19 protein-coding genes are annotated in these 22,102 nt (G+C 48.7%); 17 read left to right on the forward strand and 2 right to left on the reverse strand.

Features of this window, described 5'->3' with window-relative positions:
- Nucleotides 1-173 precede the first annotated feature (173 nt).
- The 4 genes from H2C83_RS11600 to H2C83_RS11615 all read left to right on the forward strand — a co-directional run bounded on the left by H2C83_RS11600 (nt 174) and on the right by H2C83_RS11615 (nt 4,597).
- The gene (locus tag H2C83_RS11600) at nt 174-923 is read left to right on the forward strand and encodes a YheC/YheD family protein (protein WP_181740895.1); all 750 of its coding nucleotides are present in this window, start codon (nt 174-176) and stop codon (nt 921-923) included.
- A gap of 219 nt (nt 924-1,142) precedes the next feature.
- The gene (locus H2C83_RS11605) at nt 1,143-1,733 is read left to right on the forward strand and encodes a hypothetical protein (protein WP_181740897.1); all 591 of its coding nucleotides are present in this window, start codon (nt 1,143-1,145) and stop codon (nt 1,731-1,733) included.
- Between the two features lie 295 nt (nt 1,734-2,028).
- Nucleotides 2,029-4,125, forward strand: coding sequence for an ATP-binding protein (locus tag H2C83_RS11610; protein ID WP_181740899.1), 2,097 nt, complete (start codon nt 2,029-2,031; stop codon nt 4,123-4,125).
- 241 nt (nt 4,126-4,366) lie between these two features.
- Nucleotides 4,367-4,597, forward strand: a complete 231-nt coding sequence (locus H2C83_RS11615) for a hypothetical protein (protein ID WP_181740901.1) — start codon at nt 4,367-4,369, stop codon at nt 4,595-4,597.
- Nucleotides 4,598-4,736: 139 nt separating this feature from the next.
- On the opposite strand, the gene H2C83_RS11620 is transcribed toward H2C83_RS11615, so the two are convergent.
- Entirely contained in the window at nt 4,737-6,782 is a 2,046-nt protein-coding gene (locus H2C83_RS11620; protein WP_181740903.1) for a transglycosylase domain-containing protein, read from the reverse strand.
- Between the two features lie 204 nt (nt 6,783-6,986).
- Between H2C83_RS11620 and speE the strand changes: the two genes are divergently transcribed.
- From speE to H2C83_RS11655, 7 genes are all read left to right on the forward strand, one after another.
- Entirely contained in the window at nt 6,987-7,838 is an 852-nt protein-coding gene (speE, locus tag H2C83_RS11625) for a polyamine aminopropyltransferase (protein WP_181740905.1), read from the forward strand.
- A complete protein-coding gene (gene speB, locus H2C83_RS11630) occupies nt 7,828-8,700 on the forward strand; it encodes an agmatinase (RefSeq protein WP_181740907.1) in 873 nt (290 codons plus the stop codon). The genes speE and speB overlap by 11 nt, the downstream gene beginning before the upstream one ends.
- Nucleotides 8,701-8,870: 170 nt before the next feature.
- Nucleotides 8,871-9,293 carry a YwiB family protein gene (locus H2C83_RS11635; RefSeq protein WP_181740909.1) on the forward strand — a complete coding sequence of 141 codons (423 nt, stop codon included), beginning with the start codon at nt 8,871-8,873 and terminating at the stop codon, nt 9,291-9,293.
- 4 nt (nt 9,294-9,297) lie between these two features.
- The gene (gene argS / locus H2C83_RS11640; RefSeq protein WP_181740911.1) at nt 9,298-10,968 is read left to right on the forward strand and encodes an arginine--tRNA ligase; all 1,671 of its coding nucleotides are present in this window, start codon (nt 9,298-9,300) and stop codon (nt 10,966-10,968) included.
- A 220-nt stretch (nt 10,969-11,188) separates the two neighbouring features.
- Nucleotides 11,189-12,655 (forward strand): protein kinase domain-containing protein, encoded by a 1,467-nt coding sequence (locus H2C83_RS11645; protein WP_181740913.1) that lies wholly within the window; start codon nt 11,189-11,191, stop codon nt 12,653-12,655.
- A gap of 24 nt (nt 12,656-12,679) precedes the next feature.
- The gene (locus tag H2C83_RS11650) at nt 12,680-12,832 is read left to right on the forward strand and encodes a hypothetical protein (RefSeq protein ID WP_181740915.1); all 153 of its coding nucleotides are present in this window, start codon (nt 12,680-12,682) and stop codon (nt 12,830-12,832) included.
- Nucleotides 12,833-12,988: 156 nt separating this feature from the next.
- A complete protein-coding gene (locus tag H2C83_RS11655; RefSeq protein ID WP_312853912.1) occupies nt 12,989-14,383 on the forward strand; it encodes a sigma-54 interaction domain-containing protein in 1,395 nt (464 codons plus the stop codon).
- On the opposite strand, the gene H2C83_RS17415 is transcribed toward H2C83_RS11655, so the two are convergent.
- Nucleotides 14,341-14,604 carry a hypothetical protein gene (locus H2C83_RS17415; protein ID WP_220184129.1) on the reverse strand — a complete coding sequence of 88 codons (264 nt, stop codon included), beginning with the start codon at nt 14,602-14,604 and terminating at the stop codon, nt 14,341-14,343. The genes H2C83_RS11655 and H2C83_RS17415 overlap by 43 nt on opposite strands.
- A gap of 107 nt (nt 14,605-14,711) precedes the next feature.
- On the opposite strand from H2C83_RS17415, the gene kdd reads away from it, so the two are divergent.
- The 6 genes from kdd to kamE are packed head-to-tail and all read left to right on the forward strand — an operon-like array spanning nt 14,712 to nt 22,029.
- Nucleotides 14,712-15,752 carry an L-erythro-3,5-diaminohexanoate dehydrogenase gene (gene kdd / locus H2C83_RS11660; RefSeq protein WP_181740917.1) on the forward strand — a complete coding sequence of 347 codons (1,041 nt, stop codon included), beginning with the start codon at nt 14,712-14,714 and terminating at the stop codon, nt 15,750-15,752.
- 27 nt (nt 15,753-15,779) lie between these two features.
- Nucleotides 15,780-17,060 carry a lysine 2,3-aminomutase gene (kamA, locus tag H2C83_RS11665; protein ID WP_181740919.1) on the forward strand — a complete coding sequence of 427 codons (1,281 nt, stop codon included), beginning with the start codon at nt 15,780-15,782 and terminating at the stop codon, nt 17,058-17,060.
- 12 nt (nt 17,061-17,072) lie between these two features.
- Nucleotides 17,073-18,101 (forward strand): lysine 5,6-aminomutase reactivase subunit KamB, encoded by a 1,029-nt coding sequence (gene kamB, locus H2C83_RS11670; protein ID WP_181740921.1) that lies wholly within the window; start codon nt 17,073-17,075, stop codon nt 18,099-18,101.
- Entirely contained in the window at nt 18,088-19,713 is a 1,626-nt protein-coding gene (gene kamC, locus H2C83_RS11675) for a lysine 5,6-aminomutase reactivase ATPase KamC (protein WP_181740923.1), read from the forward strand. The genes kamB and kamC overlap by 14 nt, the downstream gene beginning before the upstream one ends.
- Nucleotides 19,706-21,289: a lysine 5,6-aminomutase subunit alpha gene (kamD, locus tag H2C83_RS11680; protein WP_181740925.1), complete on the forward strand. Its 1,584-nt coding sequence runs from the start codon at nt 19,706-19,708 to the stop codon at nt 21,287-21,289. Before kamC ends, kamD begins: the two co-directional genes overlap by 8 nt.
- Entirely contained in the window at nt 21,286-22,029 is a 744-nt protein-coding gene (gene kamE, locus H2C83_RS11685) for a lysine 5,6-aminomutase subunit beta (RefSeq protein ID WP_181740927.1), read from the forward strand. Before kamD ends, kamE begins: the two co-directional genes overlap by 4 nt.
- Nucleotides 22,030-22,102: the final 73 nt, after the last annotated feature.

Raw genomic sequence — 22,102 nt, forward strand, 5'->3', positions numbered from 1 at the left:
TCATCCGCTCCTGTGGATAAACGGAAAAAGCGTCTGATTTCCACGGAACCTTAAAAAATGGAACAGGACAGGATGAAACCGGCGGGGAAGAGATCATACCAAAAATTGGGCACCGGAAGAAGATCTTGTAACAGGTGGCGGGAATAAGATAAAGGAAAAAAGGAGGGATTCGGATGAAAAAACTCCCTTATCAGCAAATTGCAAGCAAGACGCTGAAAACGATGGTCCTGTCAAGAAACGGAAAAATCAGTCCCCATATCCCTGAAACAAAATGGTATAATTACGAACAGTTAAAACAAATGCTCCACCGTCACTCTGCGGTGTTTATCAAGCCGGACAAGGGCGGTGGCGGGGCCGGGACGGTTCGGGTAACAAAACTGGGTTCCCGGAAAGTGGAACTGCATACGTTAAACAGCCGCAAGGTGATTGATGCAAGGAAACTTCCCTTTTATCTGAAAAGTTTCCTGAATCCGAGACGTCATTATATTATTCAACAATGGATCGATCTGGGGAAAATCAACGGTCGCCCATTCGATTTGCGTGTGCATTTGCAAAAGCCGCTTTCAAGCTGGCAAATCAGCGGAGTCTGTGCCAAAATTGCGGCTCCGGGAAAAATCGTGACCAATCATTGCAAAGGCGGACAGCCTGTAGAAGCTCCAAAAGCGTTATATCAGGTGGCGGCACAAAAAAAACAAACTATTTTCCTGATGAGAAAAATATATAATCTTTCTAAAGAAGTTGCTAAAACATTAAATGTTTTTTTCCCAGGTTTAAGGGAATTGGGGATCGATCTGGGGGTTGACAAAAAATTGGGAATCTGGATCTTTGAAGTGAATACACGCCCCGATTTCAAAATGTTCCGCGTTTTGGAGGATCTCCATATGTATGATCGGATTCGGAAAACCCATCGGTTTATTGTTTAAAAACAATATTTTTACTTTTATAAAAATAAAAAATATTTTTGCCCGATTTTTTGTGGGTTAAATAATTTGCACATGCGTTAAGCATGTTTTTTTCATTTTCGAAAATATATAACACGATTCGACAAAGTCTTCCCGTTGACGGGCTTGTAGATCACCTGTTACCATTAATATTAATTCTAGGTATTTAAAATTTTTTAACTAGTTGACGGAGGTGTATTTATGTCTTCCATTACGGTAGGCGTTTATCTTGGCAAAAAGGACCGTTTGGTTCGCTACTGGTATGAAATTCTTCCGAAAGGTCAGTTCCCGATGCTGGTCAAATACTGCATCCAGTCTTACCTGAGGAACAATTACTTCCCATTGCAATCGATTTGCGACGGACGGCAATTGAAAGAGCAGATCCAGAAACGGAGCGAATATGTGCCAACCCAGCGCAATGTGACTTTCACTCCGGAGGATGGCCCTGTGTACCAATGGATTAAAGGTCTTGAAAGCGGTTATCGCAGCGAGGAAATTAAAAATATTTTGAAGGAGACGGTGGTTCATACGCTGCTGAACGAACAGCCGCATTTCCCGCCGCGTTCGATGGGACAAGTCTCCTATGGAGGCATGGAAGCTCATGAAGCCCAGGGAATGTATCATCCTTATCCCGATGAACATAAGCTGACCTTGCTGAAGAGGGAACAGATTGCCATGGAAGATCCTTATGGTGCCTGGGATCACATGCAAAAACGTCCGGCAGACGGTGAAGCGGAAAGCAAGGAAAAAGCGAACAAGGGTTTTAGCCATATGGTCAATTATCTGGGATAAGTTCCTGATGAAAAGTCTGAGTGATTGAATGACATCATGAAAAAATGAGGAAATCACAGTGTGGAGGAAATACAGACAGAAGGAATGAAGGAGTCCGTCTACAATTGGTAGCGGACTCCATTTTATATGATCAATGTCACCGGCGAAATCAAAATTTGATAGATTTTGTCGAAGAAGGCAGGATTTGAAGGATTCTTTTATTAGTTAGTGGAAGAAATCAATCATAAGAATTACAATGATTGTATATAAAAGTTGAAATTTGCCAAAATATAGCAACCGGGGAGTGCGAGCCAAAGTGTTGGACTATCATGCGCTGACGGAAAAGGGATTCTTCTATTATGGTATCCAGGAAATATTTTCGGCCTACCCCCTTCTGCATTGGGTCAGTGTAGGTCTGGTAACGGTCTTATTGGTTTTTCTATTATTTCTTAAACAAAAGTGGATAGAACGTTTTCCGCGTTACGGATATATGGGAGCCATCCTTCTGACCATCCTGCTGCTGGATTTGTTCACTTTTAATATTCCGATCCTGACGGTTTATTTAATTGTCCTGGGTTATGTCCTGTTTCGGTCCAGCGAGGAAAACAGTTATGCCGTTATAACCTGTTTTCTCGCCGGCTATCTGTCGATTTCCGTGTTTACGGTTTGGAACCGGTTGATGATCATTGAATTTTTGAGCTATTGTCTGCTGTTTCTCTGGGTTACATGGATGACCAATCACGTGCGGGACATGTTTTTTGAATTGCAAAAACAAAGAAAAAAAATTCGCTACCTGGTGGACCAGAAAAATGAATCCAACCAGAGATTGCGGGATTTCCAGAAGGAATTGGATGAAATCTATCTGCGCGATTCGCTGACTGGCCTGTATAATCTGCATGGTTTTCAGGAACAGGTGATTCGCACGTTATCCCGAATTTGGCCCGAACCTACCTATCATGTGATCTGTATGGACCTGACTTACTTTCGCCAGATCAACACCAAGGAAGGAATTGACGTGGGTGACCGCATTCTCGTGCAAATCGCCCGCCAGTTAAAGAAACACCTGCCCCCTTCTGCGAAACTTGCCCGCTACGATGGCGACCAGTTTGCAGTTGGACTGATGGGAGATGAAACCGTGTTGCGCAGGTTGTTGGAGACGATTGATGCCATCATGTCGGAAATTCGTACGGAACAGAGCACGGTCAACTATTGCCTTGGTTTTGCAAGTTACCCGCAGGAAGCCAAATCCGGGGGAGAACTGATCCGGTTGGCAGAAGAGCGATTACGCATTGAACAAAACCGGATTCGGCATAAAGAGGAAGAACAGCGGCGCCATATGGAAAAATTGTCTGCCCTGGGACAACTGGCCGCCGGCCTGGCTCATGAAATCCGTAATCCGCTCACGTCGATTCGCGGATTTGTACAGATATCAGCGGCTGAATCCAAAGCAGTAAAAAAATGGGAATCAATTATTTTGCCGGAAATTGACCGGATCAACGATCTGCTGAAGCAGTTTCTTAATTTGAGCGAGTCAAAGCCCAAACAGATTACCTGTTTTTCCCTGAATCAGTTAATGAGTGATGTTTTAAGTCTGTTAGAGCCAAAAGCCCTGTTGATGGGACATGAATTAACGCCGGCTGCTCCGCAGGAAGATGTGGAAATCGAGGCCGACCCTGAGCAGATTAAACAGGTTCTGATCAATCTCATTCAAAATGGTCTGGAAGCGTTGACGAAAAAAGGAAAAGTTGAGGTGGGCTGGAAAAGGACGGATCAGTTTGTGGTGATCACGGTAAAGGATAATGGGAGTGGAATCAAACCGGAAGATTTTTCCCGGATTTTTGATCCTTTCTTTACGACCAAAGGCGATGGTACCGGGATGGGGCTTTCCATCTGCCAGCGCATCATTTCCGAACATGGCGGGCAAATCACGGTAAACAGCCGGCCCGGTCGCGGCACAACCTTCCAACTGTATTTGCCGGAAAGACAGTCCCGGCAGCATATCAAGGAAGTTGACCTGAAAAGCAATGAAGTGCAGTTTAAGGATAAAACCCCGATCAAGGTGTTGAAGCTGAATCGGGTCCGAAAAGCGACAGAAGGGAGAAAAGCTGTCGAACCGGCGGTATCACCCCATGGACATGATCAGGAAAAGGATGGATCTCCAGTCAGGGAGGGAACTCTGGAAGAACGGAATGGGGAAGTGGAAATCAGCCCCAAAGTGGCAGAAAAAATTGCAGAAATTATGAGAAAAGCGGAGCAGAGTATCGCCACCAGATTTGGTGAATCGGGGTCAGGGGAAGAGAAGGTGAGTCGGTTATCCTGTCATATCCGGCAAAAAAATGAAGAAAGAAAAGAGCGGACAGCCGAAAAGGATAACACAGGTTATGCACCAAACCCCGAGTGTGCTGCAAAATAAAGGAATCAAAATGGCCGGTGAACCATCATTCCGGGCTTATTTTTGAAAATCGAACGGTATTTGAACAATTGTTCGGGAATCTTGTTTCATGTTAAAGGTCAGGGTACACTGAAAGTGTGGTTTCGGAATCTTTTGCTAGGACACAGAAATGGCGGGCAATTTTGCCCGTTTTTTTGTTTTTTGCATGATATATTTCCGCTTCCTTTGGTTCAAGCTAAAGTTAAAAAGGAGGCGCTTAAAGGTGAGTTTTCTCAATTCCATTGAATATTTTGCCCAGCATGGGGGCGTCCACTATCAGACAAATGTGCCCAGAGAACAGATCAATCTGTATGTACGTTCATTGCCGGAGGAAAGAAGGCAAAGTTTGTATCAGGTCATGAAGGAACTGGAATCAGCCGGGATGATCACCATCTTCAACGATGGAGTCTTTACGGACGGGGAAGGAAAAATGGGCGGAAGCGATGAATGTTGAGAATCTGGACCCCGGTACCTCCAAGATGCCGGGTTAAACGAAACCGCTCCGCTCTTCATATGGTTAGTGATGTCAGTTGATTTGGCAATAATGGAAACCCGGCACACATTTGCAAACGTGTACCGGGTTTTGGATTGAATCAGAAGCTGTTTAACCAGCGCAGGAAGCGATGTAAAATGGAAAGTGTTTTGTTTGTCGGGCTGCCTGAAGGCTGGCAACGGGTCTGGGGTTCGGTTCCTGCCACAAAGTATTCCAGTTGCACCTGATTCCCGGCACATTGGGTAGTGGCGATTTGTTCACTAGCCGGATCGACGTAAACCGCCTTTACGCCGGGAGGCATGGCAAAGACGCGAGCCGGCTGCTTTTTGGTGGCTTTTTCCATGTAGCGGGCCCAGATATACTGGGCAAGATGCGCCTGCTGGTGGGACAGTTTTTTCCCCTGGTCGTAACCGACCCAAACCGTTGTGACAAGATCGGGAGTGTAGCCGGATAACCATCCGTCCCAGTCAGTGGTTCCCGTTTTTCCTGCCGCCGGACGGGAAAACAGGTGATAGACGCGTTGTCCTGTTCCCCCAGGTTTCAGTACGCTTTCCAACAGCTTGGTCAAAACGAACGCATGGGCCGGGGAAGTAACCCGTTCCGGTTCCGTTTTTTCTTCAACCAGAACGCGTCCATACGGGTCGACGATTTTTGTGATGCCGACGAGTGGCCTTTTTACTCCCCCGGCGGCAATGGTGGAGTAGGCTTGCGCCATTTCGTAAGGGGAAACGGGGTAACTTCCCAGCGCCAGAGAGGGAGTCGGATTGATCCTGCTTTGGATTCCCAGGCGGCGGGCCATTTGAATGACGGGATCAAATCCCACCTGTGTAAGTGTGCTAACGGCATAGATATTGTCGGAGCGGGCGATTGCTTCCCTTAACGTGATCGGTTGGTTGGCGTAATGGTTTTGGAAATTGTGCGGCTCGTATGTATTTGTTCCGAACCGGAAAACAGTCGGCTGGCTCATGATTTTTGTCAAGGGAGTAAATCCGTTTTCAAGCGCGCTCAGGTAAACAATCGGTTTAAAGGAGGAGCCTGGCTGTCTCCGTGCAAATACCCGGTTGTATTGCGATTCGCTGTAATCCTTGCCGCCAACCATTGCCTTAATATGCCCGTTGTGCGGATTGACTGAAATCAGGGCCCCCTGTAATCCTTCGTGATTCCGGGTATAGTGATGTACCGCCCTTTCCGCAGCCCGTTGCATATCGTGGTTCAGGGTGGTGTAGATCTTCAAACCGCCATTTCTGACCAGCGACTCATCCAGCCCATACCTGGTAACGGCCGTCTGGACAAGGTAATCCCGGAAATAATTGGCGCTCACTTTTTTGTGACTGGAAGGGGGAGCAATGGCAATCGCCTTTTGCCTGGCTGATTCTGCTTCCGCTTTTGTAATGAACCTGTTTTTTACCATTAAGTCCAGGATGTGTTGTTGTCGGTCTTTGGCTCGTTTAAGATGGTGATAGGGGGAATAGTAATAGGGGCCGCGGGGGATGCCCGCCAGCAAGGCGGATTCAGCCAGATTCAGGTCTTCCACTTTTTTGTTAAAATACATTTTTGCAGCCCGGCCAATGCCATGGGCACCATGTCCATAATAGATTTCATTCAGATAAAGCTGGAGGATTTCATCTTTGCTGAAATGCAGTTCCAATTGCAAAGTATAGATGGCTTCTTTCAGTTTCCGGTTCCAGGTGCGGTCGTGGGTCAAATACAGATTGCGTGCCAGTTGCTGGGTAATGGTGCTGGCTCCCTGCACCACTTTGCCTGCCTTGATATTGGCCAGGACGGCCCGTCCGATTCCGGTGAAGGAAAAACCGTGGTGTTCGTAAAAATGCTTGTCTTCAGCGGCCAGTGTTGCCTTGATCAGTGACCGGGGGATCTGTTCCAGCCGGACGATATCACGAGGTTCCCCGTTGTCAAGGGTTCCGAGCACTTTGCCCTGGTCATCGAAGATAGTTGAACTTGAATAAGTATCGGGAGGAGGAAGGGGGCGTGACTTTAAAACCAATAATCCGATTCCGCAAAACAGGGCCAGCAAAAGGATACCGTTCACCGTGACACGCACAACGCGGGCGCATCGGTCGATGAAGCGAAAAATATCGGGGGTATCATCAAAAGGTGTCTTGGTTGAGGAATCTTGTTTTCTCACAAACAGGCTCCTTCCGGTAGCTTCTTCCAGCTTGGGTAAGAATATTATGCGGAGACAGCAGGAAGAATATACCTGGATAGAAGGATGTTTTTATGATTGGGAAAATGATTGTAACAAGTAAAGACATACATTATTCTTAGTATGTTATCGACAGATGCAGTTTAGCCCGAAACGGGATGAAAGGAGATCAGGTGGAAGATGGATATGGAATTGTGGTATACGGAAAAGCAGACAAAAAACCATGGCATTACCTTGAAAATAAGGAAAACGTTATATCATGACAAATCGGATTTCCAATCATTGGATGTCATAGAAACGGCCCAGTTTGGCAGGATGCTGGTGCTGGATGGAATGGTGATGACAACGGACCGGGATGAATTTGTCTATCATGAAATGATCAGCCATGTGGCCATGAATACCCATCCAAAGCCCAGGGAAGTACTGGTTGTGGGCGGTGGAGACGGAGGCGTTGTCCGGGAAGTTCTGCGCCATCCTTCCGTGACCGGGGTGGTCCTGGCTGAAATCGACGGCAAGGTGATCGAGACTTCCAAAAAGTATTTCCCGCAGATTGCCGGTAAATTGAATGATGAACGCGTTGATGTACAGGTAACGGACGGGATATTGCACATTCAGCAAAATCCGGGAAAATATGATGTGATCATTGTCGATTCCACCGAACCGGTGGGACCTGCTGTCGGGCTGTTTCAGAAGCCGTTTTATGAGGGAGTTCACGCAGCGCTCAAAGAGGACGGGATTATGGTTGCACAAACGGAATCCCCGTGGTTTAACCAGGAACTGATCCGCCAGGTATTCCGTGACATTTCAGATACATTTCCGATCGCCCGTCTCTATACGGCAAGCATTCCTACCTACCCAAGCGGCTTGTGGAGTTTCACCATTGGATCAAAAAAATATGATCCGCTTGCTGTGGATACAAGTTCCCTGCAATCTATGAATACCCGATACTATCGTCCGGAAATACATCGTTCCCTGTTTGATTTGCCACAGTTTGTGCTTGATTTGCTGACCGACAGGGATGACAGTGATGCGGTTTGATGATAAATATTCGGGAAATGTTTTTATAGGCGCGAGCAATGATTTTGAAAATGCACAAGCTGTCATTTATGGAATGCCAATGGACTGGACTGTCAGTTTTCGCCCCGGGTCCCGCTTCGGACCGGCGCGAATCCGGGAAAGTTCTCTGGTACATGAAGAATACAGCCATTATTTAAAACGGGATCTGTCAGACATCATTTATTTTGATGCCGGAGATATTCCTCTTCCTTTTGGAAATCCCGAAAAAAGTATACGGGCTATCCACCAGTTTGTCAGCAAGGTACTGGATGCAGGAAAATTTCCGCTGGGATTGGGCGGGGAGCATCTGGTTACCTGGCCGGTTGTGGAAGAAGTATATCGGCGTTATCCTGACCTGGCTGTCATTCATATCGATGCCCATGCCGATCTGAGAACCGATTATGAAGGGGAAATTTATTCACATGCAACCCCTTTGCGCAAGATCGCGGAACGGATCGGGGGATCAAACCTTTATCAATTTGGCATCCGTTCGATGACCAGGGAAGAAGTGCGTTATACGGAAGAGGCCGGAATCCATTTTTATCCGTTTGAAGTGGTTGACCCATTGGTCAAATGTTTACCCGGGCTGGAAGGACGGCCTGTTTATGTGACCATCGATATTGATGTTATTGACCCGGCCCATGCACCGGGGACCGGAACTCCGGAGCCTGGCGGGATTACCAGCAGGGAGATGCTGTGGGCCATTCACGAAATTGCGCGTTCTGGCGCAAAAGTGGTGGGAGCGGATCTGGTTGAAGTGGCTCCGGCGTATGATCACAGTGAACAGACGCCCATCCTGGCTGCCAAACTGGTACGTGAAATGCTGCTTGGCTTTGCAGAATAATTCTGCCGCGAAGAAGGCAATCCGCAATTTTGGTAAGCCTTTTAAGGAAAGTCATCCTTTTCGTTTTACTATATGACCGGGTTTGGGGAGACCCAGGTTGAAAAGGGGACGTGGCAAATCTTTGGAACCAGTGTTAAGATACTGTTATTAAATGAAAAGGGGCGGGGGAAATGATCCCGGTAAAGATTTTCATTGAATCAACAATCTGGCAGGAGATGGATCAGAAACCCGAAGTAATCAGACAGGAACTGCCCGGCCGCTTTCAGGAAAAAGGAGATGGTGAATGGATTCTCTGGTACAAGGAAAACGGCGGTACCAGCGAGGAAATTGTAACGGCAGTCAAGTCCCGGCCTGATCAGATCCTGATTGTCCGGAAAGGCTCCGTATCTTACAGGCAATTCTACAAACCGGGCAAAACGATGAAAAGCATTGTCTATACTCCCGCAGGTGCTACAGAAATGGAAGTAGAAACCTTGACCTACAAGCGCAAGCGGCTGGACCAGGAGGGACAGCTTCGCTTTTCGTTCCTGTTACATATGGGAAAGCAAAGATTGGGAAAATACGAACTCGGTTTGAGGTGGATAGGAGGATGATGCAATGAATCCGCTTGAGCAGAAAAAGGAAGTATTGAAGCAGGAAATAAGGCAGGCCATCATTCAGGCACAGCTTGTGGATGAAGCGGAGATTCCGGATATTTTACTGGAAGTTCCAAAAGAAAAAGAACATGGAGACTGGGCGACGAATATTGCCATGCAATTGACGAGAATTGCCCGCAAAAACCCGCGTCAGATTGCAGAACAAATTGTCAAACATATTGATAAACAAAAAGGAAGCATTCGGGAAATCCAGATTGCCGGCCCGGGATTTATTAATTTTTTCATGGATCGCTCCTTTCTGGTGCAGGTGATCGGGGAAATTGCCAAAGCCAAAGACCAATACGGGCGGACACAGGCCGGAGGGCAAGAAAAGATCAACGTGGAGTTCTGTTCCGCAAATCCCACTGGCTCCCTGCATTTGGGGCATGCGCGTGGTTCAGCGGTCGGGGATGCCATCTGCAACATCCTGGATGCCGCAGGATATGATGTCACTCGTGAATATTACATTAATGATGCCGGCAATCAGGTCACGATGCTGGCTTTATCCATCGAAGCCCGTTATCTGGAGCAGTTGGGCCAGCCGGCTGAGTTTCCGGAAAACGGCTATCGCGGTCAGGACATTATCAATATTGCCAGGGATCTGGTTGAACAGGAAGGAGACCGTCTCCTTCATCTCGACCGGGAAGAAAGATTGCAAAAAATCCGCGAGTACGGAAAAAAACGTCTGCTGGACAAAATCAAGGCGGATCTGGCCAAATACCGCGTCGAATTTGATGTCTGGTTCAGGGAGACCTCCCTTTATGAATCGGGGGCTGTTGAAGAAACTCTGGAAGCGCTCAGACAAAGGGGATACACCTATGAAAAGGATGGAGCCCTGTGGCTGAAATCGACCGAGTTTGGCGATGATAAAGACCGTGTATTGGTAAAACAGGATGGTTCGTACACTTATTTGACACCGGATATTGCCTATCACCGGAACAAGTTTTCCCGGGGATTCGGGCATCTCATCAATGTGTGGGGCGCTGACCATCATGGCTATATTACAAGACTGAAAGCGGCGCTCGCCTCACTGGGTTATGATTCGAGCCAGCTGGAAATTGTCATTACCCAGATGGTGAAATTGTACCAGAACGGGGAACTGGTGAAAATGTCCAAACGAACGGGAAAAGCCATTACCTTGGTCGAGTTGATTGATGAAGTGGGCATCGATCCGGCCCGGTACTTTTTCGTCATGAGAAGTCCTGACAGTCACCTGGACTTTGATATGGATCTGGCGGTTTCAAGTTCGCATGAAAATCCTGTCTATTATGTACAATATGCCCATGCCCGCATCATGAGCGTATTTCGCCAGGCAAGCGAAAAAAGGTTTAACCTGTCGCTTGATACGGCAAATCTTCAGTTATTGAACAGGGAACAGGAATTTGACCTTCTGGAAAAGCTGGGGGAGTTTCCGGGGGAAATTGTTGTTTCGGCCCGGCAGCTGGCTCCGCATAAAGTGGTTCGATACCTGCATGAACTGGCGTCCGAATTCCACCGGTATTACAATGCCTGTCGCGTGATTACCGATGATGCCGAACTGTCCCGGGCAAGGATGGCTTTGCTTGGAGCGATCGCCCAGGTAATCAGAAACGGATTGAAATTAATCGGAGTAGAAGCGCCGGAACGCATGTAATGTTATACTAGCTGGAGGGGAAACCTTCTGGCTTTTTTTTGGGGAGAGTTCCTGAAACAGAGCGTCGGTCAATGAAATGCGATGAACGTTTAAAAAAATGTAACACTTTGCCGTTGAAAAGAACGTTTTAATAGAATTGCCTAACCTTATTTTGTGTGCTGGAAATAAATAGGTTGATTGGAATAGAAATGTCAGGGATTATAAACAAGGAGACAAGGTTATGATGGAAGGAATGAAGCTGGCGGGGAGATACAAGATTCTCCACTCTCTGGGTGGAGGGGGAATGGCCGTTGTTTACAAGGCCAAGGATTTACTCATTGATCGTTATGTTGCGGTCAAAGTGATGAACAACTCATTGGTACATGACCAGGATTTCATTCGCAGGTTTTTTCGGGAAGCGAAAGCAGCAGGCAGTTTGTCTCATCCCAATATTGTCAGTGTCTACGATGTGGGACGGGAAGGGTCTGTCTATTATATGGTGATGGAGTATGTGAGTGGACCGTCGTTAATACAGTTGATCAAAAAAGAGGGACCATTTTCTCCGGAAAAAGCTGTAACCATTGCTTCGCAGATTTGTGACGGTTTGTCCCACGCTCACCGTCACGGAATCATCCATCGCGATATCAAACCGCACAATATTCTGGTTGACCGGGATCATCGCTATAAAGTAGCCGATTTTGGAATCTCCCATTTACCCAGCGCATCAACCATTACCACAAAAACGGGTTACGTGATGGGGTCGGTTCATTATTTTTCTCCGGAGCAGGCTTCAGGAGGACGAATTGACTGCTCTACCGACATATACTCACTGGGCATTCTGTTGTATGAGATGCTGACAAAAAAAGTTCCTTTCAATGGAGACAGCTCCATATCGATCGCATTGAAACACCTGCAGGAACCGGTTCCCGATCCGCGAATATATAACCCGAACATTCCTGAGGCGTTACGGCAGGTGATGCTTCGCGCTTTGGACAAAGATCCGAAAAAGCGTTACCAGACGGCAGCTGAAATGAAATATGCCTTGCAGCATGCATTAAAAAAACCGGACGCGCATATGTTACCGGTCAACCGGAACCAGCAGAAAAAACCGAAAAGGAAATGGAGCCTCAAAAAAATCGGGATTCTGTCGGGAACGGCAATGCTTGGCTTGTTATTATTAAGTCTTTTTTATCAAATGATTGGAGAAACGAAGCAGGAAACCGGTCAGGAAAGTAATCCCGGTCAGACGGCGGTGCCACAGGAAAAACCGGATGAAGTGCAGCCGGAGTGGAATCACAAATGGTGGAAGGAGATCCCCGGCGAAGAAAAAACCGAAAGCAGAATGTTCCGGGATTTCCACGTGACGGGAGAGAACGGAAAATATGAAGTGACATTAAAAGTGAACAATGATTTGCCAGGGCGGACTTTTTATTATGATATTTATGCGGTTGACGGATTCAGTTCACGGCTGGTGTTAAACGGGCAGGCGGTCACTTTTCATAAAGACAGGGATAAAGACTATACAACCGTTGACTTTAAAGTGAATATTCCAAAGGAAGCCATCCTTCCCCTGTCCGGCAAGGGAATTGCCAAAATTACCATTTACAGCCTGAATCGGGAAGACGATGAAAAGAAAGAAAAGTATACAATTGATAATTTGCTGCAACTGTGGGGGCCATTGCCAAATGGTGAACTGGACAATTTTTAAGGAGAAGCAGGATCAAGGTGAAAAATGACAATCAGGAACTTGCCGGTAAAAAGTAAGAATGCAAGGGAAAAAGGAAAGCGTTCGCTGGAAGGGAAAACAGGTGAAACGGTCGGGGAGAAAGTTTGCCTGCCGGAAAGCGAACGCCGAAATGTCTCGGTCTGCTTCCAGGCAAGGTAATGTTCCCATGTATTAACTTCTCGAGGAAGGAATCCTCTTTGTTCTTTGAGTAGACAAGGATTGGCATTTCCAGTTACAATAATGCAAATGACAAATTTCTGTCAACATTCTGACTATTTTTTGGCACCTGAAGAATAAGGAGGAATTCGGTTGCTTGTGTCAAGCGTTTCCAAGGATTTTATTTTTGAATTTTTGGATTGTTTGGATGAAGGAATTCACATTGTAAATGCACAAGGGATTACCGTTTTTTACAACCGGGTCGCTTCTGTTTTGGACGGGATGGATATCGACGAAGTCATGGGGGTTCATGTTTTGGAAGCTTTTCCTTCCTTGACCCAGAAAACGAGCACACTTCTCAAGGTATTGCAGACCGGGGTTTCCATAGGGGAACAGCAGCAGGCCTATATGAACCGAAAGGGAAAACGGGTATTAACAGTGAATCGTACCATCCCACTCCATGTGCAGGGGAAAGTGGTCGGAGCGGCAGAAATTTCACGCGATATTACGCAAGTGAAGGAATTGTCCGATCAGGTGATTCACTTGCAGGAGCAAATACACGAACCGAACAGGCACCTGTCCTGTAAACACCAGCATTTTTATCGGTTTACGGATATTGTCACGCAAAATCGTAATATGCTTGCTGAGATCGATAAAGCCAAGCGGGCAGCACAGACAAAATCCCCTGTACTGGTGGTCGGGGAAACCGGAACGGGCAAAGAATTGTTTGTCCAGTCGATCCACAGTGCATCCAAACGCGTATCCGGTCCGTTTATCGTCCAGAATTGTGCGGCGATTCCGGCTACCTTGCTGGAAGGGATCCTGTTTGGGACGGTCAAGGGAGCATTTACGGGAGCAGAAGATCGCCCCGGCCTGTTTGAACTGGCTGATGGGGGAACTCTGTTTCTGGATGAAATTCAGGCAATGCCCGTCGGGTTGCAGGCAAAACTGTTGCGGGTGTTGGAAGACGGCGGGGTTCGGCGTGTCGGGGATACCAGGTTCCGGTCTGTCGATATTCGCATAATTGTTGCCACCAATGAAGATCCATCAAACAGTATCCGTGAGGGTAAATTGCGAAGGGATCTGTATTACCGGATTCATGTGGTAGGGCTTCACCTTCCTCCGCTGAGGGAACGAAAAGACGATATTGATTGCCTGACCCGTTATTTTTTCCGCAAACTGAAAGCCGAGTTGAACTCTCCGGTTGAGTCGGTTTCCCCTGAAGTATTTGATGCATTTTCAAGCTATGACTGGCCCGGCAACGTAAGGGAATTGGCACATACCTTGGAGGGGGCGCTCAATCTGGCCACGGAACATGAATTGACTCTCGCTCATTTGCCGCAACATTTTCACAAAATTCCAAATGCAGGAAAGCTTCTTTTTACGGGAGATCTGGCCGGAAAATCATTGAAAGAAGTTGTCAAAGAGGTGGAAAAACAGTTTATTGAACAGGCCATGTCCGAGACAAAGGGAAATGTGTTGAAAGCAGCCAAACGATTGGGAATTCCGCGTCAGACCTTGCAATACAAGCTGAAAAAAATCGGCTGGGTGTAATGCTTCAGGACATCCGCTTGCGGGAATCCTGCTTGAGGCAATGAACGGCTTGACCGGTCTCCGCTTTTTTCAAGGAGGCCGTCAAGGCACTTCAGTGTCCCCTGTTTATCCGGGCATTCCGCCCCCGCTGCCCAACCGCTTCCCGTTTTTCTTCGGTAAATTTCACATTTTGCTTTTTCCAAATTGCAAACCTGTACTTGTGGATGCCTAAAATTGGGCATTTTTAGGACTGATTGGATTTGAAAACGCAATTATGCAAGAATTTTCTATTTGGCACCTTTTTTGCAATATTAAAAGGCGAGCAGGAGCAAACAAAGGGGGTGGTTGCTTGGTCTGTAAAAAAGGCCATCATTATGGTTTGCACCGCGTCATCGAACCGGCGGGTGTGTTGCCGCAGCCAGCGTGGAAGCTGGATCCGACTCCGGAGGTTTACGACAATGAATGCCTGATTCGCGTGGAGTGCCTGAATATTGATTCCGCTTCATTTGCCCAGTTGAAAAAGGAAGCGGTGAATGATCCCGATCGAATTGCCCGGCAAATCATGTCCATTGTGTCTGAACGCGGGAAAATGCATAATCCGTTAACCGGTTCGGGCGGGATACTGATCGGGACGGTAGCGGAAGTGGGGTCGCGGTTTCCCAGTGCCGGGGCGCAACCGGGAAAAAAAATCGCAACTCTTGTTTCTCTGACACTTACTCCACTCACGATTGAAAAAATCAGGCAGGTCCACCTGGATACAGGACAAATCGACGTTGACGGGCAGGCCGTATTGTTTGCAAGCTGTCCGTTTGCCATTCTGCCCGGGGATATTCCCGAAAAGGCAGTACTTTCTGTACTGGATGTTTGCGGCGCTCCGGCACAAACGGCCCGGCTGGTAAAACCGCAGCATCGGGTTGTAGTGCTGGGAGCAGGGGGAAAATCCGGTTTGTTAAGTTTGTACCAGGCCTGGAAGACCGCGGGGAGACAGGGGCAAGTCATCGCCATTGAAGAAAATGGAGAGGCATGTGAGGAGATCCTTTCCCTGAATATTGCCCATGACGTGATCTGTCTGGATGCGACCAATTCCCTTGCGGTATATGAAGCAGTCGATAAAGCAACAAAAGGGGCGTTGGCTGATTTGACCATTAATTGCGTCAATGTCCCCGATACAGAACTTTCCGCCATTCTGGCTACCCGGGAAGGTGGTGTGGTTTACTTTTTCAGCATGGCCGTCAGCTTTGCCAAAGCGGCCCTGGGCGCGGAGGGAGCTGGCAAAGATGTGCAAATGATGATTGGAAACGGATATGCCCCGGGCCACGCTTCCCTTGCTTTGGAGTCCCTTCGCGAATGCGGGGATTTGTTTCAGGTGATTGTCAGGCGTTACGGATAAATCACTGGTTGAAAGGAGCAGGTATGGATGCGAGATTGGCGTGAAATTGAGTTGTGGAAAGATGTGACAGATGCTGAGTGGAACGACTGGCTGTGGCAATTGACACATACAATTAAAAACGTGGACGACTTGGGCAAGGTGATCAACCTGAGTCCGGAAGAAATAGAAGGGGCGGAAGTTTCCGGACAGACGATTCCGCTGAACATTACTCCTTACTATGCGCTGCTGATGGACCCCGATAATCCCCGTGATCCGGTTCGGATACAATCCGTTCCTGTCTCGTCGGAATTGAACCGCACTCCATATGACATGAAAGATCCACTTCTGGAGGATACCGACTCTCCCGTACCAGGCTTGACGCACCGTTATCCGGACAGGGTACTGTTTCTGATCACCAATCAATGCTCCATGTATTGCCGTTATTGCACACGCCGTCGGTTTTCAGGGCAAATTGGGATGGGTGTTCCCAAAAAACAGATGGATGCCTGCATCGACTATATTCGAAATACGCCACAGGTAAGGGATGTCCTTTTGTCAGGAGGGGACGCGTTGCTGGTCAATGATCGCATTCTGGAATATTTGCTGCAAAACCTGCGCGAGATTCCCCATGTGGAAATTATTCGGATTGGAACGCGGGCCCCGGTCGTGTTCCCGCAGCGGATTACGGAAAATTTGTGCCGGATTTTGAAAAAGTACCATCCCGTCTGGATTAATACCCATTTCAACCATCCGAAAGAAATTACCGCAGAATCAAGACGGGCTTGTGAGATGCTGGCAGACGCCGGGGTTCCCCTAGGAAATCAATCTGTCATTCTCGCAGGAATCAATGACTGTCCGCATGTGATGAAAAAATTGATGCATGAACTGGTAAAAATCCGCGTGCGTCCCTACTATATCTATCAATGCGACCTATCGGAAGGAATCGGGCATTTTCGCGCTCCGGTCGCAAAAGGTCTGGAAATTGTTGAATATTTGCGCGGACACACATCGGGCTATGCCGTTCCCACTTTTGTGGTCGATGCACCGGGAGGCGGTGGCAAGATTCCGCTCAGCCCCAACTATATCCTCTCCCAAAGTCCGGACAAGACGGTGTTGCGCAATTTTGAAGGGGTGATAACCAGCTATCCGGAACCTCACCGCTACAAGCCGCACAATCCGGAGGAATGTGAATATTGCCAGACAGCGGGCGAGCAGGTGGGAATTGCCGCATTAATGGATGATGAACGGGTCAATCTGGAGCCTAAACAGCTGGAACGGGAAGAGCGCCGGAGCCTGGGCGGCAGGAATCTGGCTGTCGGACACCGCTGACGAGGGATGTGAATGAAACCAATCCGTTCGATCTCAGTGATCGGTTTATCCAAAAATGCCGGAAAAACAACCGTGTTAAATGCATTGATCCATGATTATCCAAAGTCCGGTTTTCCCCTTGGCCTTTTAAGCATGGGGGTTGATGGAGAACAGCGTGATGCCTGGAGCGGGAGAGAAAAACCACCCATCCGGGTACGGAAAAATATGCTGGTGGCCACTTCGGCTTTTTGGCTGAACCGTCAGCCGGGAAATTGGGAAGTGCTCCAGGATTGCGGGATTTCCTCGGTATTGGGAAAAGTTTATATTGCCCGTGCCAAACGGGAGGGGGCGGTGCAACTGGCCGGAATCCCGACCAGAAACGGGGCGAAGCAGGCAATGCGCTTGCTCAGTGAGGCCGGCGCAGAAAAAATTTTGCTGGATGGCGCCTATGACCGTCGCTCTCCATCTTGTCCCCAATTGACTGATGCGAGCATTGTTGTGATTGGTGCTTCACTCAGCCCCAGCTTGACAGAGGTGATCAAAAAAGCGAAAGAATGGTTTCGTCTCTTTCGATTGAAAGAGAGTACCGCTCCCCTTGAGCGGCAGGCCGGGCATATCGCCATAAAACGGAGGCGAGTGGTTGGGGTGTTGGAAGGACGCCTTGAAATCCTGCCTTTATCCGGTTTCCTTGAACTGAAGGTCAGAGAGAAGGAGTGGATTCAAAATAATTGGGATGCGTTGGCAATGGCAGGGGCGTTGACAGACCAAATGCTTGAGACCCTGCTGCAACATCGTCAGGCCGTTCGCCTGATTATTCCCAGTGCTGCTCATTTGTTTGTCCATTTGCCAATGTTTTATCGATTTCACCGGCAAGGAGGCGAGATCCGGGTACTGGAACCGATTCGCCTGATCAAAGCAGCCATTAACCCGGATTCCCCGGAGGGCTATTCCTTTCCACCGCAGGAGATGAAAGAAAAAATCGGCCAAGTCTGTTTTCCCCTGCCAGTGGTGGATGCGGTCCGGGATCCGCGGGAACAGGGAGTGTGGGATGGTGTTTTGTGACCGCCAGACTGAGGAAGATCTTGATCTGTCTTTCTGTTTTCAATGGTTTCAGCCGCTTACCCCATATGGCAGGCAAAGAAAAAAGGAGCTTTCTCCCTTTCTGCCAGGGCAGGAAGATGCGTGGCAACAATGTTTGCAAGAACAGGAAACCATGATCCGGTTGATGAAAGACCACTCCGGTTTCACAGAATCCCTTAGCCGCCGGTTAGGCAATATCCCGGACATTTCTCCGGTCCTGCGAAAACTGGCAGAATCGGAAACGCCTCAACTGACGGAATGGTTTGATCTGAAAACATTTTTATGGGCTCTGAAGGAGATTCATCTGCTTTTGCAAAAAACGGCCCTGTCCAGCCTGATTTTTCCGGACGGGCAAACGGCAAGCAAGTGTGAGCATGCGATCCGGCTTTTAAATCCTTCCCCGGAGTTAACGCCCACTTTTTGGTTTGATGATGCTTATGATGAGCGTCTGAAGATGTCCAGAAAAAAGTGGCGCCAGTTGCGGGCCGGGCAGCAAAGAGAAAATGAGCAGACGGCACAGCGGATCGAACAGAAAACCGGTCGTCTTCGCAACCGGTTTGGAGAATGGGTGGTTCCCAAAAAACCGGATCAGTTTCTTGCGTGGGAAACCATGCCGGAACTGGAGCATGTCCGGGAAACGGTACATGAAGTGGTCTATCGGTGCAAACCGGTAGGAAACGGTGAAATTGACCGGTTGGAAGAAGAAATTGCCCGGTTGGAACAGGAGGTCAGTGAACGCCTGGTGCAAAAGTTTGCTCCCCTGGTTCCGGAGTTGGAAAGTTGGCTGCAAAAGATCACGCACCTTGACCTGCAATGTGCCCGGGTACGGGCAGCTGAACATTGGCAGGGAGTCCGGCCGCGATGGTCACCGGATCATTTCCGGATGGAAGGGGCTTTTCATCCCGCTGTGGAAAAACAGCTTGCGGAAGAGGGCTGTTCCATGACCCGGCTTGATTGCACAATCAGGCAAGGAGTCACGGTGATTATTGGCCCGAATATGGGCGGAAAAACCGTCGCCTTGAGAACATTGGGACTGGTTGCTGTTCTTTCGCAATGGGGATTTTTTGTACCGGCTTCGTCCTGTGAGATGCCACTCTTTTCATGGGTGGCCGGCATCATGGGCGACAAGCAGGGAATCAGGCAAGGGCTGAGCCGGTTTGGCGCCGAAATGGCCCGGCTTCGTGATTGGATCAGCCGTAAGGAAACAGGGTTGTTGCTGCTGGATGAAATCGGAAGCGGAACCAATCCGGTCGAAGGGTCCGCGTTGTCAGAGGCAGTCACCGCCTATCTGGCGAAACAGCCGTATTGGACCGTTCATGTGACGCATTACCGGGAAGTGCTGGCAGTTAAGAAGATTCGCTTGTATCAGGTTTCGGGCATTTCGGGGCGGTTGAAAGTGCCGGCAGAAAAGCAGACTGTCAGGGAAATCCGGCAGACTTTGCGGGAAATGATGGATTACCGGCTTGTTTCCGTTACAAAGGCCGCTTCGGTTCCGCACGAAGCGCTTTGGATTGTCGAGCAACTTGGCCTGCCTTCGCAAATTGTCCGGCTGGCCAGACAAAAAGTGGCGGGAAGGGGGATGGACAATGGATAAACTGTGGCTCGATCCGGTTATGATTGACCGTGCGCGCCAGGCGGCAAAAGAGATCGCTGCCCGGGTGGACCATTATATTTCCAGCCGAACCACCGTTGCTGTTGAACGGACGGTTTTGAGGCTGTTGGGAATTGATGGTACCAATGCGGAATCGGTACCGCTTCCCAATGTGGTTGTCGACCATTTATTGGCCAATGGGTGCCTGGAAACGGGAGCGGCTTATTGGGTGATCAATGCCATGATTGTCCGGCAATGTACTGCTCAGGAAATTGCGGAACAGGTGGCGGAAGGCAAGCTTGACCTGACCCGTCTTTCCCAGGTCTCTCCCTTTGAAATCAGGAAAAAAGGAAAAGAACTTGCCTGCGCCGCCCTTGATAAAATTAAGCAAAACCGGTACACCAGAGATCGCCTGATTCAAAAAACCGGAACGGGGAAAAAGCCTTATTTGTACGTCATTGTAGCTACCGGGGATATTTATGAGGATGTGATCCAGGCCAGATCTGCCGTCAGACAGGGTGCGGACATTATTGCCGTGATCCGCAGCACGGGACAGAGTTTGCTTGACTATGTCCCGTATGGTTTGACCAGGGAAGGGTTTGGCGGCACTTTTGCCACCCGGGAAAATTTCCGCATGATGCGAAAAGCGCTGGATGAGGCGGGCAGGGAAGCAGGGCGGTATATCCGTCTGTGCAACTACTGCTCCGGCTTGTGCATGCCGGAGATTGCCGCGATGGGAGCGCTTGAGCGGCTGGATGTCATGCTGAATGATGCATTGTACGGGATATTGTTCCGCGATATCAACATGCAGCGGACATTGATTGATCAGGCGTTTTCCCGGATGATTAACAGCTATGCCGGGATCATGATCAATACCGGAGAGGACAATTATCTGACTACCGCCGATGCGGAAGAAGCGGCACACACTGTGCTGGCTTCCCAGTTTATCAATGAACAGCTGGCTTTTCTGTCAGGGCTGTCACAGAAACAAATGGGTCTGGGGCATGCGTTTGAGATCAATCCCGATCTGGAAGACGGCTTGCTGTGGGAAATCGCCCAGGCACGGATGGTGAGGCAGATTTTTCCGGAAGCCCCGTTAAAATATATGCCTCCGACAAAGCATATGACAGGAAACATTTTTAAAGGACATGTCCAGAATGCACTTTTCAATATGGTGGGCGTCATGACCAATCAGGAAGTGCAATTGTTGGGCATGATGACGGAAGCAATGCATACTCCCTATATCCATGACCGGCAATTGGCCATTGAAAACGCGGCCTACGTTTTCCATAATGCCCGCCACCTGGGGGAAGAGATTTTGTTCAGGCCGGGAGGGCGGATTGAAAAAAGAGCGCAGCATGTATTGAAAAAGGCAGCGGAAATGCTGGAGGAAGTGCGGCAAATGGGGCTGTTTAAGGCGCTGGAAAAAGGAATGTTCGCGGATGTGAAGCGTTCCTTCACGGGTGGAAAAGGATTGCGGGGAGTACTTGAAAAAGGCAGTGGATATTTTAATCCAGTTGAGGAAGAACTCCGGTTACGGCTCGGGCTTGTGCCAAGGGAAGGAGCGGACGGATCATGAACATCGATTTTACCCACGTCAAGCCTTACGGTGATACTTTGAATGACGGCATGGTGCAATTAAGTTTCACCCTGCCTGTTCCCTGCGGTGAAGAAGCAAGAGAAGCGGCAAGGCAACTGGCGGAAAAGATGGGGCTGGATGAGCCGCAGGTTTATCATATGAAGGATCTGGGAGTTGACTTCACCTTTTTTGTCGTTTACGGAAAATGCCGGCATTTTGTTGATTATGCCGCCATCCGGGTACCCAAGTTCCAAAACAGCCGCATGAATTTTGAGGAAATCAATCAGTTCATCCGGGAGAGAATCGGGCGGAAGGTGGTCGTCGTCGGGGCTTGTACAGGGACTGATGCGCATACCGTCGGTATTGATGCGATCATGAACATGAAAGGCTACAACGGGGAATATGGCCTGGAACGGTACCCGGAAATCGAGGCTTACAATCTCGGCAGTCAGGTTGAAAATGAAGCATTGATTGTCAGAGCGATAGAGTACCGGGCAGATGTGCTGCTGGTTTCGCAGGTAGTGACACAAAAAGACATCCATATTACCAATTTGACCGGGCTGGTTGAACTGTTGGAAGCGGAAGGAATCAGAGACCGGTTTATCCTGATTTGCGGGGGGCCGCGCATTGATCACGAACTGGCACTGGAATTGGGATTTGATGCCGGTTTTGGCCCGGGAACACTTGCTCCGGATGTGGCCTCCTACTTTGTTCAGGAAATGGTGCGGCGGAAGAGATAGAGGAGCAAGTCGGGAGTTTGATATTAAAAGCCAGCTCATGTCTCGAAGGAACTGGCTTATATCTACATAAATA

Origin of the sequence: Thermoactinomyces mirandus (assembly GCF_013868055.1) — a bacterium.
Taxonomy (GTDB): domain Bacteria; phylum Bacillota; class Bacilli; order Thermoactinomycetales; family Thermoactinomycetaceae; genus Thermoactinomyces; species Thermoactinomyces mirandus.

Coding starts and splice junctions, on each gene's coding strand:
- kamA (WP_181740919.1), top strand. CDS start 15,780: ATGCGAGATTGGCGTGAAATTGAGTTGTGGAAAGATGTGACAGATGCT.
- speB (WP_181740907.1), top strand. CDS start 7,828: ATGCGGTTTGATGATAAATATTCGGGAAATGTTTTTATAGGCGCGAGC.
- kamE (WP_181740927.1), top strand. CDS start 21,286: ATGAACATCGATTTTACCCACGTCAAGCCTTACGGTGATACTTTGAAT.
- kamB (WP_181740921.1), top strand. CDS start 17,073: ATGAAACCAATCCGTTCGATCTCAGTGATCGGTTTATCCAAAAATGCC.
- H2C83_RS11635 (WP_181740909.1), top strand. CDS start 8,871: ATGATCCCGGTAAAGATTTTCATTGAATCAACAATCTGGCAGGAGATG.
- H2C83_RS11650 (WP_181740915.1), top strand. CDS start 12,680: ATGACAATCAGGAACTTGCCGGTAAAAAGTAAGAATGCAAGGGAAAAA.
- speE (WP_181740905.1), top strand. CDS start 6,987: ATGGAATTGTGGTATACGGAAAAGCAGACAAAAAACCATGGCATTACC.
- kamD (WP_181740925.1), top strand. CDS start 19,706: ATGGATAAACTGTGGCTCGATCCGGTTATGATTGACCGTGCGCGCCAG.
- argS (WP_181740911.1), top strand. CDS start 9,298: ATGAATCCGCTTGAGCAGAAAAAGGAAGTATTGAAGCAGGAAATAAGG.
- H2C83_RS11600 (WP_181740895.1), top strand. CDS start 174: ATGAAAAAACTCCCTTATCAGCAAATTGCAAGCAAGACGCTGAAAACG.
- H2C83_RS11605 (WP_181740897.1), top strand. CDS start 1,143: ATGTCTTCCATTACGGTAGGCGTTTATCTTGGCAAAAAGGACCGTTTG.
- kamC (WP_181740923.1), top strand. CDS start 18,088: ATGGTGTTTTGTGACCGCCAGACTGAGGAAGATCTTGATCTGTCTTTC.
- H2C83_RS11645 (WP_181740913.1), top strand. CDS start 11,189: ATGATGGAAGGAATGAAGCTGGCGGGGAGATACAAGATTCTCCACTCT.
- H2C83_RS17415 (WP_220184129.1), bottom strand. CDS start 14,604: ATGCCCAATTTTAGGCATCCACAAGTACAGGTTTGCAATTTGGAAAAA.